Here is a 16,891-nt window from a genome sequence, read left to right as displayed (position 1 = left end):
ATTCGATTTTAAAAGATGAAATACCACGTCTGCTCTTGGCAGTTGAAATATCATATCTACCCGAGGCAGTACTATTTTAATAGCACAGGGGGGTTACAAAAAGGTTACAATTCCGGTGTGTCCTGGTAAGTTTTTTTCGTCGCGATATGCGTTGACACTTGATATCTTTTTAGATGAATTGTCTTGAGTTTTTTTAGGCTTTTATTTTTGTTCTAAAGCATTTCTCACGGACAGTGCCAGATCAGACAGGACAACCGGTTTTTTTAAGAATTCTTTTATTCCGATTTCACGGGCTTTTTGTGCAGTGATGATTTCGCTGAACCCGGTGCAGATAATAATCGGGATCGCCGGTTTTATTTTTATTATTTCTTTAGACAGCATATCTCCTGTAATTTCCGGCATGGTCATGTCTGTAATAACCAGATCAAAGGTGTCAGATTGGGTTTTAAATAAGTCTATGGCTTTTGCTGAGTTGCTTTCCGTCACGACATGGTATCCAAGCCGCTGAAGCATTGTTTTTTCTATTTTTAAAACAGGGGGTTCATCATCAATCAAAAGAACACGTTCCGTCCCTTTGGGTAAATTTCTGGGTATTGGTTTAACAGTTGTTTCTTCTGTTTCTTCAATTACAGGCAGATAAATTTTAAAACAGGTTCCTTTTTCCGGTATACTGTCAACCATAATTTCGCCTTTATACTGTTTTATGATTCCATGAACAACGGATAATCCAAGTCCAGTTCCTTTGTCGACACCTTTGGTTGTAAAATAGGGGTCAAAAATTTTATCCATAATTTCTTCTTTTATCCCTGAACCGGTATCTTCAATACTCAAACAGATATAATCACCCGGTAAAAAATCAGCAGTCGGGATTGTGTCGTATTTAAATTTTACCGGCTTCAATGATATAAATAAGGTGCCGCCGCATGACTGCATGGCATGATAAGCGTTTGTAATCAGATTCATGGTGAGTTGATGGATCTGGGTCGGATCTGCCAGAATTTTTTTGCAGGTATCGTCAATATCCATCTCAATATTTATGGTTGAAGGGAATATGTTACTTGTCAGTTTTATCACCTCCTTTAAAATTAATTGCACTTTTAAGGGGGTAATCTCCTGATTCATTTGATGGCTGAAGGTCAGGATCTGTTTTACAAGATCCCTGGCCCGAAGCGATGCTGTCATGATTTCGTCGGTTAATTCCTGTAAAGGGCTTTCTTTGGGAATATCTTCTTTTAATATTTCCGCAAAACCGATCAAAGGGAAAAGGATATTATTAAAATCATGGGCAATACCTCCTGCCAAAGTACCAATTGCCTCCATTTTTTGAGCGTGTTGAAGTTTTGTTTCCAAAATGGCTTTTTCTTCCAGCATCTTTTTTTGTTCGGTAAGGTCTTTGACAATACTTATCCATCCGGTTCTTTTGCCTGAATCGTTTTTTATTTCCAGAACCGTATGTTCTGTGGGAAAGATCGTTCCGTCTTTTTTCTTCATATAATAGTCATGGAGTTGAAAAACGCCTGTTTTGTTTGTCTCGGAATATAATTGATGTTCAAAATTTTTAAAATAAGATTCGTTTACATGAAATTTGCCGGCGGGTTTGTTGATAATTTCTTTTTTCGTATACCCGAAAAGTTCAGTTGCAGCTTTGTTACAATCAACAGCAATCCTAAGCATTCCCGCAGTAAATACAAATATGGCATCAATTTGACTGTTAAATACTTTTTTAAAAAGTTCATTTGATTCCCATAGTTTTTTTTGCGCTGTTTTGCGATCCGTGATATCCCTGAAAATGCCTAAGATAAGCTTCTTTTTTCGGTCAATAACGCTTCCGCTGACCTCAACATCAATAATGGCTCCGTCTTTTTTTAGATATTTGGATTCAAATTTTGTTTTGCCTTGATCAATTACATTTTTTATCTGTTTGTCGGATATGTCCCATTCTGATGAAGGATGAATGTTTTTGATCTGCAGATGACAAAATTCTTTTTCAGAGTATCCCAGCAGCTCCTGTATCTTTGAATTGCTTCGTATTATGTTGCCGTTAAAATCAAACAGAATAATCCCGTCATTTGATCCTTCAAAAAGTTTTCTGTAATGATTTTCACTTTCTATCAATGCCTGGTCTGCCGCCAGTAATCCTGATTTCACAAAAACAAGATAAATCAGAAAAAATGAAATGATTTTAAAATAATGGCCCATCAGATTGAAAAAATCATACACACTGATATAAAATGTAAATGACAATTCAGCACAAACGGTTAAAATCAATGACCCGGCAAAAAGTACATATATATCTGGAGCAAAATTTTTTTTCTTTTTATAAAGCAAGCCTGATGTGCAGATGAGGATGATGCAGATAATGTATTCAATTGTCTTTTTAAATGGAGTAAGTCCGATACCTTCAATGTAACAATCCGGAAAAATTTTCAATAAAAAGACAGCGTTCAGTATGACGATTGTAATCAGAAAGTAAATCCCTGCAATCAGTGGTATGTTTATTTTCTTTTTAAAGAAAAGTAAAAACAAGAGCAAACTGATGCTTTCCATAAGTCTTCCTGCAACCCAAAGCTGGGTTGCAGGATTGGCTCCCCAGCTTTTATCGATGATTCCCATCCCTTGATAGGAAAGTGTGTGGAAAAGATCAATACTTCCAACAAACAGATAAGCGATTCCTAAAAATACCAAGGCCTTATTTTTAATGGTAAACCGTGAATACCAGATAAGCGTGAACATTCCAAGGATGACGGCGGTTGAAAAAAGCTCGGCCAGAGTATGGAACAACAGATAGTTTTTTGCACTGACAATATAAAGGCCAATGAAAAGCAAAATCCCCATTAAAAATTTGGTTTTATTATGCTGCACAGGTTTTGGTCTTTTTTAGAATATTTTTGACTGTATATGCCAAATCTGATAATAGGATCGGTTTTTTTAATAAAGCTTTGATACCCATTTTTTCTGCAGAATTTTGGTCTATTTTATCACTAAATCCGGTACACATGATAATGGGAATATTTGGGTTTATATCAAGTATTTTTTGGGACAATTGCTTGCCTGTTAATCCCGGCATGGTCATATCAGTTATGATTACATCAAAATTATCAGGTTGTGATAAAAATAATGAGAGAGCTTCATAAGAATTGTTTTTTGAGATGACATGATATCCCAACCGTTCCAGCATTTGGGTTTCAATTTTGATAACAGGTGCCTCATCATCAACAAGTAAAATTCTTTCTTCTCCTTTTGGCAATGCCTGTTTAGGGAATTCTAAAGTATCAGTGCTTTCTTTTTGATAAACCGGCAAATAAATGTCAAATACAGTTCCTTTACCTGGTATGCTATTGACGATAATCTCTCCTTTTAATTTTTTCACAATACCGTGGACAACAGATAATCCAAGCCCTGTACCCTTGTTTAATCCTTTGGTCGTAAAGTAGGGGTCAAAAATTTTGTTTAAAATACTTTTATCCATACCCACACCGGTATCTTTAATGGTTAAGCAGACAAACCGTTTTGGAGAAATATTTCTGCCTGAAAGGGGGGAGGCAGTGAACGGCCTTTCTTTCAGGATTACAGACAAAATGCCTCCGGAATCCTGCATGGCATGAAAAGCATTGGTTACAAGATTCATGATTAATTGGTGTACTTGTGTCGGATCCGCTAAAACAGGTTTGCAATTGTTGTCAATGTCCTGTGTAATTGTTATTGTAGAAGGGATGATGGATTTTGAAAGTTTTGTGGCTTCTTTTAAAATAGTTTGAATTTTTGTCTGCGTTGTTACCTGGTCCATTTGCCGGCTGAACGACAGAATCTGTTTTATCAGATCCTTTGCCCGGGAGGCAGCGTGCAGTATTTCATCCACTGATTCGTTAAGATTGCTTGAGGGGGGAATATCTTCTTTTAAGAGTTCTGCAAATCCGATTAATGGGAACAAAATATTGTTGAAATCATGGGCAATTCCACCTGCCAATGCACCAACTGCCTCCATTTTCTGGGCTTGTTGAAGTTGTTTCTCAAATTTTTCTTTTTCAAGCGCAGCTTTTTTTCTTTCCAAAATTTCTATTCGCAGTTGTTCATTTGTAATGACAAGTTCATTCACTCGTTGCTGAACGATCTCTTCAAGCTGTTTTTTTTCTTTGCGCAAAATGTCTTCAGCTTTTTTAATTCGAAGCATGGCTTTTACCTGGGCTGCCAGTTCCGCTTCATTGATCGGCTTGGTCAAAAAAGCATCAGCACCCAGTTCCAGGGCTTTGATCCTGTTCTCAGTGTTGGTTTTGACAGCGGTCAGCATCACAACGGGTATGTTGGCGGTTTTGGGTAAAATCTTTAATTTGCGGCACACCTCAAATCCATCCATTTCAGGCATGTGAATATCCAGAAGGATGGTATCCGGCTGGTCTGATATTGCTTTTCGTATTCCTTCTCTACCGGATGTTGCAGTGATAATTTCACAGTCGGAAATAAATAATCTCAGTAATGCTTTCACAGATATTAAATTATCCGGGTTATCATCTATAGCTAATACCTTGCTCATGCGATCTCCTTATTTGTTTTTGAAAGCCGTTTTTTGATTTTTTCCAGAAGTTGTTCCGGATCAATGGGTTTTGCAAGGTAATCATCGCAACCCGCCCGGATTATTTCTTCCTTATCTCCTTTCATGGCCTGGGCTGTCAGGGCAATAACCGGAATATGTTTTGTCTTTGCATTGTTTTTTAATTTCTTAACCACTGTTAACCCATTTATGTTTGGTAATGAAATATCCAATAAAATTAAATCAGGAATTAATTGCATTGCTTTGTTTAATCCCTGTTCGCCGTCAAAAGCCTCTTCTATTATGGTCTTTTCTCCACGAATGATAGCCTTGATGGTTGTCATATTATCAAGATTATCTTCCACCACAAGAATTACAGGCACATTCTGTGTCTTTTCTAAAGAACAGAATGCATCATCTGTAAAATCGTCAGTTGTAAAATTTTCAGGGGTAAGTTCCTCTTTTGCAATTAAGGGCGCACAACTATCTTCAAACATAAGGTTTACTTTATGCAGAAGGTCTTCCCTGTCAACGTCCCCTTTTTGTACAAGTTGCTGAATATTATTGGAACTGAGCCGTTTTAAATCCTGTTTTGTCAAATCTTTTGCCGTTAAAATTAAAACAGGTATGTTTTTTGTCTTTTGGGTTCCCCTGATGCTCTCAAGAACCTTGAAACCGTCAATATTCGGCATCATCAAATCCAGGATAATCCCGTCGGGAATCGTATTCACCATATATTCAAGCGCCTGTTGCCCGCCTCGGGTTACATCCACAGCAAGTCCAATGGTTTCTAATGCTTTTTTAACCTGAATGATTGCGGCATCATTGTCCTCCACTAAAAGAATTTTATGGCGGTTTACATCTTCAGGTTGAGCTTTTATGTCATTGGCCATGTGTATGTTTGGTCTTTGATTTTTATGTGTAAAGCTGCCTTGGCCTTGTATTTTAAAGGCTTTGTCTGCTTTGATACCTGTTTTTACAATTGGTGTGGCAGCAGATGGTTCTATGGAGTCCATGATATTTTTTGCTTCCGCATACTTGACTGGAAGGTTTATGGTAAAGGTTGAGCCCCGGCCTTTTGCACTCTTTACACTGATACTGCCGCCTAACATTTTAGCGGCTTTGTTGGCAATGGCAAGCCCCAGCCCAGTACCTTCAAATTTTCGGGTTGAAGCGCCATCCACCTGACGGAATTCATCAAAAATATGCATTATATCTGCATCTGACATGCCGATTCCCGTATCTTTTACTTTTATACAGATATTATCATTATTCTTTTCGGCAGATATAATCACGCTGCCTTGTGCAGTAAATTTTATTCCATTTGCCACTATATTCTGCAATATTTGAAAGATTCTTGACTCATCACTTTCCATTTCAGGAAGATCTTCAGGCAGCTTTTTTAGTAATTTTAATTTTTTTTCCCTTGCAAGGGGTTCTACTCCTTCTATGATATTTTCAATAAGGTTTTTTATGGAAAAATGGTTCAAGCTGATGTCCATTTTCCCTGCCTCAATTTTGGAAAGGTCAAGGATATCATTAATAAGGGATAATAAATGTTTTCCGTTACGCTCAATAATTTCAAGAAAATTGACTTCTTCTCTGGAAAGCTTTTCCTTTGCCTGCAAAATTAATACACGGGATAATGCATTGACCGAATTTAAAGGTGTCCTGAGTTCATGGCTCATATTGGATAAAAATTCACTTTTCAGGCGACTGGCTTCCTCCAACTGCTGCTGCTGAGCTTCTAATTCCAGGTTTTGCTCTCTGAGTTCTTCTGACTGTTGCCGGGATTCTTCATTCATGGCCTGTAATTCTTCGGTTTGTGCCTGCAATTCTTCAGCCTGTACCTGTAATTTTTCATTGGCATCCTGGGAAATTGCCAAAAGACTTTTTATCTGCTCTTTCTGGGAGGCAGTATGCAAAACCACGGAAATGATTTTAGAAGCTGATATTAAAAATTCTTTTTTTATCCGGCTTATTTCTTCAAAGGATGCGATTTCAAGAACCCCGTGCAGAGTTTCTTCATAAAAAAGGGGCAGGACAAATATGCTTGAAGGCTTTTCGCACAATGTTCCGGATTGTCCCAGGGCATCCTGCCGGGTAATGTTTTTCAGCAGAATAGGTTTTTTTTCCAATGCCACCTGGCCGACAATGCCTTCCCCAAACTTAAATTTTTTGGAAAATTGTTTGGTTTCAACAAGTGCATAAGAAGATTTGAGTTCGCACACCGCCTTTTTTTTATCGAAAATATAAAGCGCCCCGGCGCAGGCATCCACATATCGGGCAGTATATTCTATGCTTTGGATCAATATCCGGTTATAGGTCAGCTCTCCTGACAGCTCACGGTTAAGGATGTTGCGGCCTTCGCTATGCCAAAACTGGCCTTTGAGCTTTTCAACAAGCCCGTTAAAGTGTTTGGACATTTCCGTGATTTCATTGTTTCCTTTGATCGCAGCTTTTATAAGTTTTCCTGTTTCCGTGGTTTTTATCATCGTATCTTTTAAGTCTGACAGGCTTGATACAATACTTGTAACGATAAAAAAGCTAATGGTCAAAACGATTAGAATCAGAATTAAAACAAAAAAAACAGTTTGTTTTAATATAGTATTTTCAATTTTTTGGGACTCTTTCATGAACGCGTCGGCATTGTTAAAGGCACAGAATGTAAGGTTTGACATTTTTCTTTCAAGACGGGCAACATAATCGGCTCCTTTTCCACGGGTTATCCTGTTGGCACCATTCGTATCTCCGGCAAAAACCATTTCTCCTACTTCTAATCTGATGGGTTTCCATCCTGCAAATAATTCTATGGTTTCTTCAACCAGTTTTTTTCCTTCCTGTCCCAGTATAAGTGATTTAATGGTAAAAAGTTCCTGAAACACTTTTTTTTCTTCTGTTTGTACGATGTGACTTGCCCGGGATATTTCCAGTGGGGTTGGAGCGGTTGACAGATCTTTCATGCTTCTGTGCATGCTTATGATTCCTGCCTTGGCCTTGAGTGCCGCATTTGAGGCTTTAAGGGGGTGATTGTATAATGTTGATGTAAGTTGGCCCAATACCCCCATTTGGTGTATTGATATCACACTAAACACAATAAACAGAACGACCATCACGGCAGAGGCCAGAAGCATCCTGGCTTTAATGGTGAGATTGTTCAGTAGATTCATTATTGAGGCTCCTTTAATGCATTCTGGAATATCTTTTGTTAGGAATATTTTAGATGAATATGACCATAATTATTCTCTTTGGAAAAATATTTTTTAAATTTGACAGGCATTTTTTCCGCCTTGCCCAATACAAGGCAGCCTTTTTGCGAAAGGGAGCGAATCAGCTTGTCAAAAATAATAGACTGACGTTCTGCCTTAAAATATATCAGCAGGTTCCTGCACAAAACCAGGTCAAAGTTTCCAAACACACTTTCCGGTGGAACATATGTCCTGGGATCAATAACATTATAAAAAGAAAAATCGACCATTTTTTTTATTTTTGGACTCAAGATATAGGTGTCATCCTTAATGGTAAAATATTTGCATAATAGTCCATATTTAATATCTTTAATCTGATCAAAATGATAGATGCCTTCCCGGGCTTTTTGTAATATTTTTTGATTAACATCAGTTGCAAAAATATTGACATCAAATTCATTTTTTTCTTTTTCTATTGTTTCATTTATCAGAATGGCTATGGAATAAGGTTCTTCACCCTCGGCACAGCCGACAGACCAGACCCGGAGACAGAGGTCTTTGGTTTTTGTTTTTTCTGCAATCATTGCCGGCAGCATCTTTTTTGCAATCAGTTCAAAGGTCAGGGTATTACGGAAAAAACGGCTGACGTTTATTGTCAAAAGGTCTATCAGGGTAATTAATTCTTCAGGATGCGCTTCAATATATCTGATGTAGCTTTGAGCATCCATGATTTTTAAAAATGCAGTTCTATTGTTTATTTTCCGTTCAAGTGAGGAATAGCGGTTTGCAGAAAAATCAAATCCGTGTGTCTTATTTAAATAACAAAGAATAGATTCAAATTCATGACGCATGGTATTGAATTTGCTCCATTGCCGTACCTGTACTGCTGTCGAAAATTTCCCTGATGCTTGTTAGCAGGTCGTCTTTTAATACAGGTTTCATCAGGATTTTATTCGGCTTAACATTAATCGTTCTGCCGTCTGCTATTTTTTTGCTGAATCCGGTACATAATATTACGGGAATGGCGGGCTGTATTTTTTTTAATTCCATGATAAGTTTTTCTCCTGTGAGATTCGGCATGGTCATATCCGTTATTACCATGTCATATTTTTCAGGAGAATTGCGAAATGCCTCAAGGGCCTCAATGCTGTTGCTGTAAGAACTGACATGGTAACCAAAATAGCTCAGTATCTTTTTAAGCATGATAGTGATAGGGATTTCATCATCAACGACAAGAAGACGTTCATTGCCATTGAGTTTATGGCTTGGTTGAATATTGTGAACAATTTGATTTCTTGGGTTGTGAAGGCATGGGAGGTAAACAAAAAAAGAGGTGCCGTTATCAGGGGAGCTTTGAACAATAATTTTCCCGTGATAATCTTTTACAATGCCGTGAATCACGGCAAGCCCTAAACCTGTTCCCTTGCCTTTTTCCTTGGTTGTAAAATAAGGTTCAAAAATTCTTTTTACTGTGATTTCATCCATTCCGATACCAGTGTCGGTTACTTCAAGACAAATATATGGACCAGGTGCCAGATCCGGTGAAGGAACCGTATTTTTTTCAAAATCAATTTCTCTGAGTTTAACCGTAAGCTCTCCGCCGTTTTCCTCCATTGCATGCAAGGCGTTGGTGATCAAGTTCATTACAATTTGATGAATCTGGGTCGGATCTGCCATGATCATACCCACATCATTTGGAATATCATTGGAAATTTTTATGCTGGCAGGCAGGGTTGACCTTGATAACTTTAAAAGTTCTTTTATGATTAACTGTACTCTGAGGGGTTGATATTCTTTATCTGTCTGCCTGCTGAATGTTAAAATTTGCTGAACAAGTTCTTTTGCACGGCAGGCTCCGTTTAAAATTCCTTTGATTTGACTTTTCATGGGGTTGCCGTAGGGCAGGTCTTGATCAATCATCTGGGCAAATCCAATGACTGGGAATAAGATATTATTAAAATCATGGGCAATGCCGCCTGCGAGCGTACCAATGGCCTCCATCTTTTGCGATTGCCTCAGCATTGATTCCATCTCCTGACGTTCGCTTTCAAGAATTGTCTTTTTTTCAAGCTCTGTTTTCATGCTTTCAAACAAATTTGCTTTATCAATGGCAATGGAGGCAAGTTCAGCAAAATGTTCCAGGATGAAAGTGGTTTCCTGTCCGATTTTTTTGCCGTTTACATGATGACTTAGTCCAATGGTTCCTTTGATATTTGATCCTGATGTTAAGGGAACTCCGATAATGGATGTGGCAAAATCAAATTGAGGATCAGACGTTTTTCCTATCCAGTTTTGATAATCGTTTAATAGTATGGATTCCCCGGTTTCCCACACTTTTCCGGAAAGACCTTCACCAGGCTTTAAGGTTTTGCCGATTAATCCTGAATACTTGCCGCAGCCAGCCTTTATCTCCAGAATATGTTCCAAGGGGTGATAGATTTGTATGAACCCATCCGGTATTTGAGTTAAATCGGATGCTCTTTTAATAATAGAGTTTAAGAGTTTTGATAAATTCAGACGGCTGAACATTCCAAGAGATGTATCATAAAGTACGGACAGATATTCATTTTTTTGTTTCAGTTCTTTTTCTATCTTGTTTGCATGATCAATTTCTTTTTTCAGGAGTTGATTGGCCTTTTCTAATTCAGCAGTCCGTTCTTCAAGATGGTTTTTATAAACCTTTAATTGATCTTCAGCTTGCTTTTGCTTTAATACAATTTTTTTCAGTTCTGATTTTTGACAGGCCAGTTCTGATAATTGATCTGTAATTAAAAATAAGGACTCGCTAACTTGTTCAAACTGCTCCAACGGCATTATGGTTAATTTTTCAAGTGCTTTTTTAAATTCTTCCTGATCAGCCCTAAATCGTTTTACATATGCCATTATTTTTATTTTGAGTGTGTGATCATTTTTGATCTGATCAGTCAGCCATTTGGCAATATGGTTTTTATCGATATTGATACTTGTATCTGGATTCCATAGTCCGGTATTCAAGCAGTGCCGGACTGAAGATTTTTTTGTGTGTGATTTTCCAAGCACGGCATCGGATTGAATACAGTTTGATAATCCTTCAGGTCTGGTAAATGCATCCTGTATAACCTTTATATTCTGTATCTTTGAGATATCAAAAAGCTCCTCAAATGATTGAATAGATAACGTTTCAGTTAGGTCATCAGTATGGCGCTTGATGTGCATATCCTTTCCTTTCATGGTCGCAACCCGATAATTTATAATACCATAAATTTAAAAGTTAAAAGGGCAGGCAATACCTGCCCTTTTGTTTGCTGTACAGAATTAAAAATTTTCAAACGCATTCTCTTCATCAAATGTTATCACCTGTTCAGGCCTTATTTCTTTTGGATTATGACCAATGCGTTTGCTTTTTTTTGCATTGATTGCATTCGATGTATAAGAAATGGCTTTTACCCGTTTTTTGTCCGGCAACGCAATAGTCTGGTCTTTATCACCGGTTACCAGCATAACAAGGTCACCAACATAATCCCTGAGTTGTTCTGCCTGGGCGCTCATCTCTTCAGCTGCTGATGCGGATTCCTCGGCAGTTGAGGCATTCTGCTGAACGACTTTATCCATTTCCGCAATGGCATTGTTCACCTGTTCAATCCCATTGGACTGTTCCTTGGATGCTTCTGATATTTCCGTGACCAGATCCCCCACTTTGGCTGCAGCCTTAGCTACCTGGCTGAAGGCTTTATTTGTCGTGGACACAAGTTCGGAGCCGTCATTTACTTTTTTTACCGTTCCTTCAATGAGTTCAGCCGTGTTTTTGGCTGCATCTGCAGCTCTCATGGCAAGATTTCTGACTTCATCGGCCACAACGGCAAACCCGGCCCCTGCTTCTCCGGCTCTGGCAGCTTCAACCGCTGCATTCAGGGCCAGCAGGTTTGTCTGAAAAGCGATTTCATCGATGGTTTTGATGATTTTGGACGTTTCTTCACTGGCAGTTGAGATATCTTCCATGGAGTGTATCAGTTTCTCCATGGAGTCATTGGAGCTTTTTACAAATTTACCGGCCTCTTTCATGAGATTATCGGCCTGGGATGCATTTTCAGCATTTTTCTTTGTCATGGAAGCCATCTCTTCCATGGATGAAGAGGTTTCTTCTATGGCTGCGGCCTGTTGAGAAGCGCCTTCTGCAAGGGATTGGCTGGCAGAAGACACCTGAATTGCGGCAGAAGCAACCTGGTTTGATCCCTCATTCATGCCTTTGGTGATATTGTTAACAGGGCGTGTAATGCCTCGGATGATAAAAAAAGCAGATACTATACCGACCATAAGAGCCGCAATAAAGCCAACAATCATCATTGTCGACGCATTATCAAGAGAAGAGACCGTGTCTTTTGCAACTTTGTCCGTTGCCTGCAGTCCTGCATCAGTAGTTGTCTTGCAGGCATCAATAACCGATAAGCCAACAACATTTCTTTTGTTTGCCAATTGTTGTAATTCAAGCCAGTTGTTAAGAAAATCCTTCATTGCAGTTTGATAATTGTTCCCTGCGGTACTTACCTCTTTAATCCGGTTAAGATCAGCTTCATTTCGGGTGATCTGTTGAAGACTGTTAAATTTTTCATCAATTTTTTGAAAATTTTTTAATGCATCTTCCATTATACTGGGACTGCGCAATGCCTGGGATTTAAAAACTCCTACCCGCGTAATATTGCCAAGGTCAATGATATCATTTGCTAAATTGATTTTGGTTTGGCGTTCCAGCATTTCCCTTGTAAGTGCGTTGTGCTGGCTTTTCAGGAATGCTTCACAATTTTCGGTATATTGACCTGCAGCCGCATCCATTTCTCTGCGATATCTTGTCTCATTTGTTTTGATATATCCTTCCATGGCTTCAGCATAGTTTTTTGCATGAGTTTGAATGGCATTTATCTGTTTGATATTCTCAGGTTTACGGGTGATTGGTCTTATGGTCTCTAATTTTTTGTTTGTTTCAAGAATATGATTTGCAGCTTTTTTCATGAGTTGCATATCTTTTGATACCTGGGCCTTGAAATTATTAATCCTGGCAAGGGCTCCTTGCTCGACAACATCCGTGACAATTGTGATTTTATTTTGACGTTCAGTCAGGTTCTTTTTGAATGCCGTATTCTGTCCGTCCAGAAATTGCGCACAGTTTTTCATGTATTTTTCAGCAGATGAATTAAGAGTTTCTCTGTTTTTTGCCAACTCAGAATTAAAATCAACTGTTTGAGAAATGAGTTTTTTATATTCATCAAACGCTTGAGTGGCAGCTTCAAGCTGACTTTTTAGCTTTTTTAAATTAGGAGACTGTGCCTCAAGGTCGCGGCCTTTTGCTAAAGCATTTTCTAAGGATATCGTCGCTTTTTGGGCATTTTTATAAAATTTTTCATCCTCTGTAAATCCATACCCTCTCATTGCGAACATTACTTGATTGGCAGCTTCTCTTATTTTTACCGCGACATCAACTTCAGGGACATACTCATGGGCCAGTATAGTGCTTTGATTCTGTACATTATGCATATTCCAAATGGCCATCATTCCAAGTATGCATGAAATTGCGATTATCAGACCAAATCCCAAAGCAATCTTTATCCCAATGCCAAATTTCTTCATCTTTATTTTTCCTTTTTCAATTTGTTTTGTGATCTGAAAAAATGATCAGACAGTTTTTTTAAGCCCCATTAATTCTTCATTTGACAATACATGATCAATATCCAGAAGAATTTTTACACCACCTTGTGTCTTTGCCATTCCCATTATATAAGTGGTATCAAGTCTGGTTCCAAAGGCCGGGGTTTCTTCTATCTCTGCTTCACTAATATTTAATACTTCAGAAACGGAATCCACAACTATACCGATTTGAACAGTCATGTCATTTGAATCAACCTCGACAACAATAATACATGTCCGGTCTGAATACGGTATGGAGTTCATGCCGAATTTTAATCTAAGATCAATAACGGGAATCACTTTTCCCCTTAAATTAATAACACCCTTGACAAAATCAGGCGTTCGGGGGACTGAAGTGATCGGCATCATCCCTATGATTTCTTTGACTTTAAGAATACCGATGCCGTATTCTTCCTCCACAAGGTTAAAGGTCAGATATTTGCCTGTTTTCATGATTTTTGTCTGAATTGTTTGATTTAAATTGTCTTGATTTAAACTGCCCGGTGATTCCACAAGCTTTTTCTCCTGTTTAAGGTTTGTATTGCATTTTATTGAATAAGTATTTTATTCATAGATCTCTTTTATGTTGATTGTTGAACTCTGACTTAAACTTTGATTTTATCAATAATTACTTAAATCAATTTCAAACCAATTCAAACTAATTCAATTTTCATGCCAAAGTAATCAGATAGAAAATCTGATTTATTTCAATTGATTACAAAATTTAACAAACCCGACAAATTGTCACAAAAATATGACAATTTGCATCATGAATTGTCATATGCAATGTTAATATATTAAATTTATTGATTATATATTGAATTGTAGGGTTTGTCGTAAAAATGAGACTGTCACAAAAATGAGACTCCTCTCCTTGTTTTGAAGTTTTGCCTATCAAATCCATATTTTTATAATTTTTATTTCTAATAAGTAGAATTAGTGATAAGAGAAAATACTCTAATTAGAATTCAAACAAGTTATGGTTTTAATCACAAAACAATTCTAATTTGTTGAATATATTATTTTAGAATGGACAACATCATGGATGTTATAAGCGCCTTATTTAAAAGTCTTTCTCCAAAAATTTCATTGTTTTTTTCTTTTTCTTTTTTATTCGGATTTTTGTGGTCTCATCTCAAATCCACAATACCAACCATTCAAAATATGGCCATGGGGGCCTCATTTTCAGTAATCGCCGGGATCGGCGTGATGACCTATATTGAAATACTGCCGATAATTATGAAGGATGGCCGAGTCATTCTGGTCGGACTTGCTGCTGCCTATGGAGGTATAACTTTTGGCATTTGCGCCGGAGCCCTGGTTTCTGAAAAATTACAAAAAACGGTTAAAACAACAGATTCCACAGAACTGGAACATAAAAAGAATCTGTCCAATGCATCCCCAAAATTTTTTAAAATATTTTATAAAAGTCCAATTTGTATGGGAATCACCACGATAGATGAGGGCAAATTCATAGATGTAAATGAAAATTTTATCAGGATCACGGGATACACCAGGGAAGAAACCATCGGAACCACCTCATCTGATTTGGGATTTATATCAGTTGATGATCGAAACCATCTAAAGCAGCTATTGATAAAGCAAGGAGAGGTTAATGCCTTAGAGGTTGTTTTTCATAAAAAAGACGGGAGTATATTTTATGGCCTGTATAGCGGTGTCATTATCACTTTTGAGGGTACGCCCCAATTATTGTCAATAACAGAAGATATTACCAAACGCAAACTGGCAGAAGTCGAACTTATCAAAAAACAAAAAAATGAACAAGAATTAAGAATAAGGCTGGAAGCGCTTTGGAAAATCGCCAGCATGGGTAATGAAACTCTAAAAACAATATGTGATTATGCCTTGGCGGAAATTGAAAAAATTACCCATAGTCCATATGCTTATATAGGATTTTTAAATCATGATGAAAGTGAAATGACTCTATATTCGATGTCTCCGGAAGTAATGATTGAGTGCAATGTAACTGATAAACCAATTAAATTTCCCGTCAAAACTGCTGGTTTCTGGTCAAAATCAATCAAAAAAAAAGCACCTGTCATCATAAATGATTATGCGGCAAAACATGAAGAAAAATCAGGATTGCCCGAAGGCCATGTGAGGATAAAACGATTTCTTTCAGTCCCAACCGTTGGGAAAGATGGTATTGAGCTTATTACAGTCGTGGCAAACAAACCCGATGAGTATACCAAAGAAGACGTAAAACAAATTGAAGCATTGATTACAAATGTAATGATTTTAATCCATCAGAAAAAAGCGGAACATGAAAGAAAAAAACTGGAAAAACAACTTCAACAACTTCAGAAGGTTGAGGCAATTGGTGCGCTGGCCGGCGGCATTGCCCATGACTTCAACAACATCCTTTTTCCAATTATCGGGTATGCGGAAATGCTGGTTGAAGACTTTCCACAGGACAGTCAGTATAAGGAAAGTGTAAATGAAATCTTGATCGGTGCAAGGCGGGCAAAAGATCTTGTGAAACAGATACTGACATTCAGCCGCCAGACAGATCAAAAGTTAATGCCTTTAAAACCGGATTTAATTATCAAGGAAGTGATAAAACTGATCCGCTCGACCATTCCGACATCAATAAAAATCAAAAAAGAGATTGATCCTGATTGCCTGATGATTCTGGCTGACCCGATACAGATCCATCAGGTGGCCATGAATTTAATTACCAATGCCTACCATGCAATACAAGATTCAAGAGGAACATTGACCATAAAGCTTAAAAATTCAGAAAAAACGGATCTCTTCCATGAAACATTCATTCCTTGTGGCAAACCCTGCATTGAACCTTTTATCTGGCTTTCTGTCAGTGATACCGGAGCAGGTATGGACAAAATGACTTTAGAAAAAATATTTGATCCTTATTTTACTACAAAACCCAAGGGAAAGGGAACCGGAATAGGACTGTCTGTTGTCCAGGGGATTGTAAAAAACTGCAAAGGGGAAATCAAGGTAACAAGCAGCCCGGGTGAGGGCAGCACCTTTGATGTGTATATCCCTGCTATCAAACAAAGATTCATATCTGACCCTCAAGCAGAAAAGATTATTCATGCCCGGGGAAATGAACGAATCCTTCTGGTGGATGATGAACATCAGGTTTTAAGGCTTGAAAAAACAATGCTTGAACGTCTAGGATATAAGGTGGAAACACAAGACAGCAGCCTGAAGGCAGTGGAACTTATAAGAGCAAATCCTGACCGGTTTGATTTGGTTATTACGGATATGACAATGCCGGACATGACAGGGGATCTGCTTGCACATAAAATCATGAATATCATTCCCGGTTTTCCTGTCATCATCTGTACCGGGTTCAGCGAACGGATAAGTCCGGAAAAAGCCAGGTCAATCGGAGTGAAAGGATTGTTGTTTAAGCCCATAATCAAATCGAAATTTACAGAAACGATAAGGTCTGTTTTAGATGAAAGCAAAGAATACTAACTTTTTACAACATCGGGAGATTAAAAAAACTCTTGAGATTAATTTGTTT

Annotated in this window: 8 protein-coding genes; 1 reads left to right on the top strand and 7 read right to left on the bottom strand. The window is 37.9% G+C overall.

The annotated features are described in order from the left end of the window. Positions 1-201 precede the first annotated feature (201 nt). The 7 genes from TOL2_RS23765 to TOL2_RS15620 all read right to left on the bottom strand — a co-directional run bounded on the left by TOL2_RS23765 (position 202) and on the right by TOL2_RS15620 (position 13,827). Positions 202-2,826, bottom strand: a complete 2,625-nt coding sequence (locus TOL2_RS23765; protein WP_232507954.1) for a hybrid sensor histidine kinase/response regulator — start codon at positions 2,824-2,826, stop codon at positions 202-204. A 25-nt stretch (positions 2,827-2,851) separates the two neighbouring features. Continuing rightward, entirely contained in the window at positions 2,852-4,531 is a 1,680-nt protein-coding gene (locus TOL2_RS15645; protein ID WP_014958294.1) for a response regulator, read from the bottom strand. After that, entirely contained in the window at positions 4,528-7,698 is a 3,171-nt protein-coding gene (locus TOL2_RS15640; protein ID WP_014958293.1) for a response regulator, read from the bottom strand. Before TOL2_RS15640 ends, TOL2_RS15645 begins: the two co-directional genes overlap by 4 nt. Positions 7,699-7,736: 38 nt before the next feature. Next, positions 7,737-8,567, bottom strand: a complete 831-nt coding sequence (locus tag TOL2_RS15635; protein ID WP_014958292.1) for a CheR family methyltransferase — start codon at positions 8,565-8,567, stop codon at positions 7,737-7,739. Then, a complete protein-coding gene (locus TOL2_RS23760) occupies positions 8,557-10,926 on the bottom strand; it encodes an ATP-binding protein (protein ID WP_014958291.1) in 2,370 nt (789 codons plus the stop codon). Before TOL2_RS23760 ends, TOL2_RS15635 begins: the two co-directional genes overlap by 11 nt. 84 nt (positions 10,927-11,010) lie before the next feature. Beyond that, on the bottom strand, positions 11,011-13,317 hold the full coding sequence (locus TOL2_RS15625; protein ID WP_014958290.1) for a methyl-accepting chemotaxis protein: 2,307 nt from the start codon (positions 13,315-13,317) through the stop codon (positions 11,011-11,013). A gap of 45 nt (positions 13,318-13,362) precedes the next feature. Next, positions 13,363-13,827 (bottom strand): chemotaxis protein CheW, encoded by a 465-nt coding sequence (locus tag TOL2_RS15620; RefSeq protein WP_051012569.1) that lies wholly within the window; start codon positions 13,825-13,827, stop codon positions 13,363-13,365. A 588-nt stretch (positions 13,828-14,415) separates the two neighbouring features. Here TOL2_RS15620 and TOL2_RS23755 point away from each other — a divergent pair. After that, positions 14,416-16,842, top strand: coding sequence for an ATP-binding protein (locus TOL2_RS23755; RefSeq protein WP_014958288.1), 2,427 nt, complete (start codon positions 14,416-14,418; stop codon positions 16,840-16,842). The last annotated feature ends 49 nt before the right edge of the window (positions 16,843-16,891 follow it).

Origin of the sequence: Desulfobacula toluolica Tol2 (assembly GCF_000307105.1) — a bacterium.
In the GTDB taxonomy this organism is placed as follows: domain Bacteria; phylum Desulfobacterota; class Desulfobacteria; order Desulfobacterales; family Desulfobacteraceae; genus Desulfobacula; species Desulfobacula toluolica.
This window is presented reverse-complemented; position numbering and strand designations above follow the sequence as displayed.

Bases quoted from the DNA above. Each gene is read 5' to 3' on its own strand.
- TOL2_RS15635 (WP_014958292.1), bottom strand. From the start codon at position 8,567: ATGCGTCATGAATTTGAATCTATTCTTTGTTATTTAAATAAGACACAC.
- TOL2_RS23755 (WP_014958288.1), top strand. From the start codon at position 14,416: ATGGATGTTATAAGCGCCTTATTTAAAAGTCTTTCTCCAAAAATTTCA.
- TOL2_RS15620 (WP_051012569.1), bottom strand. From the start codon at position 13,827: ATGAAAACAGGCAAATATCTGACCTTTAACCTTGTGGAGGAAGAATAC.
- TOL2_RS15640 (WP_014958293.1), bottom strand. From the start codon at position 7,698: ATGAATCTACTGAACAATCTCACCATTAAAGCCAGGATGCTTCTGGCC.
- TOL2_RS15645 (WP_014958294.1), bottom strand. From the start codon at position 4,531: ATGAGCAAGGTATTAGCTATAGATGATAACCCGGATAATTTAATATCT.
- TOL2_RS15625 (WP_014958290.1), bottom strand. From the start codon at position 13,317: ATGAAGAAATTTGGCATTGGGATAAAGATTGCTTTGGGATTTGGTCTG.
- TOL2_RS23760 (WP_014958291.1), bottom strand. From the start codon at position 10,926: ATGAAAGGAAAGGATATGCACATCAAGCGCCATACTGATGACCTAACT.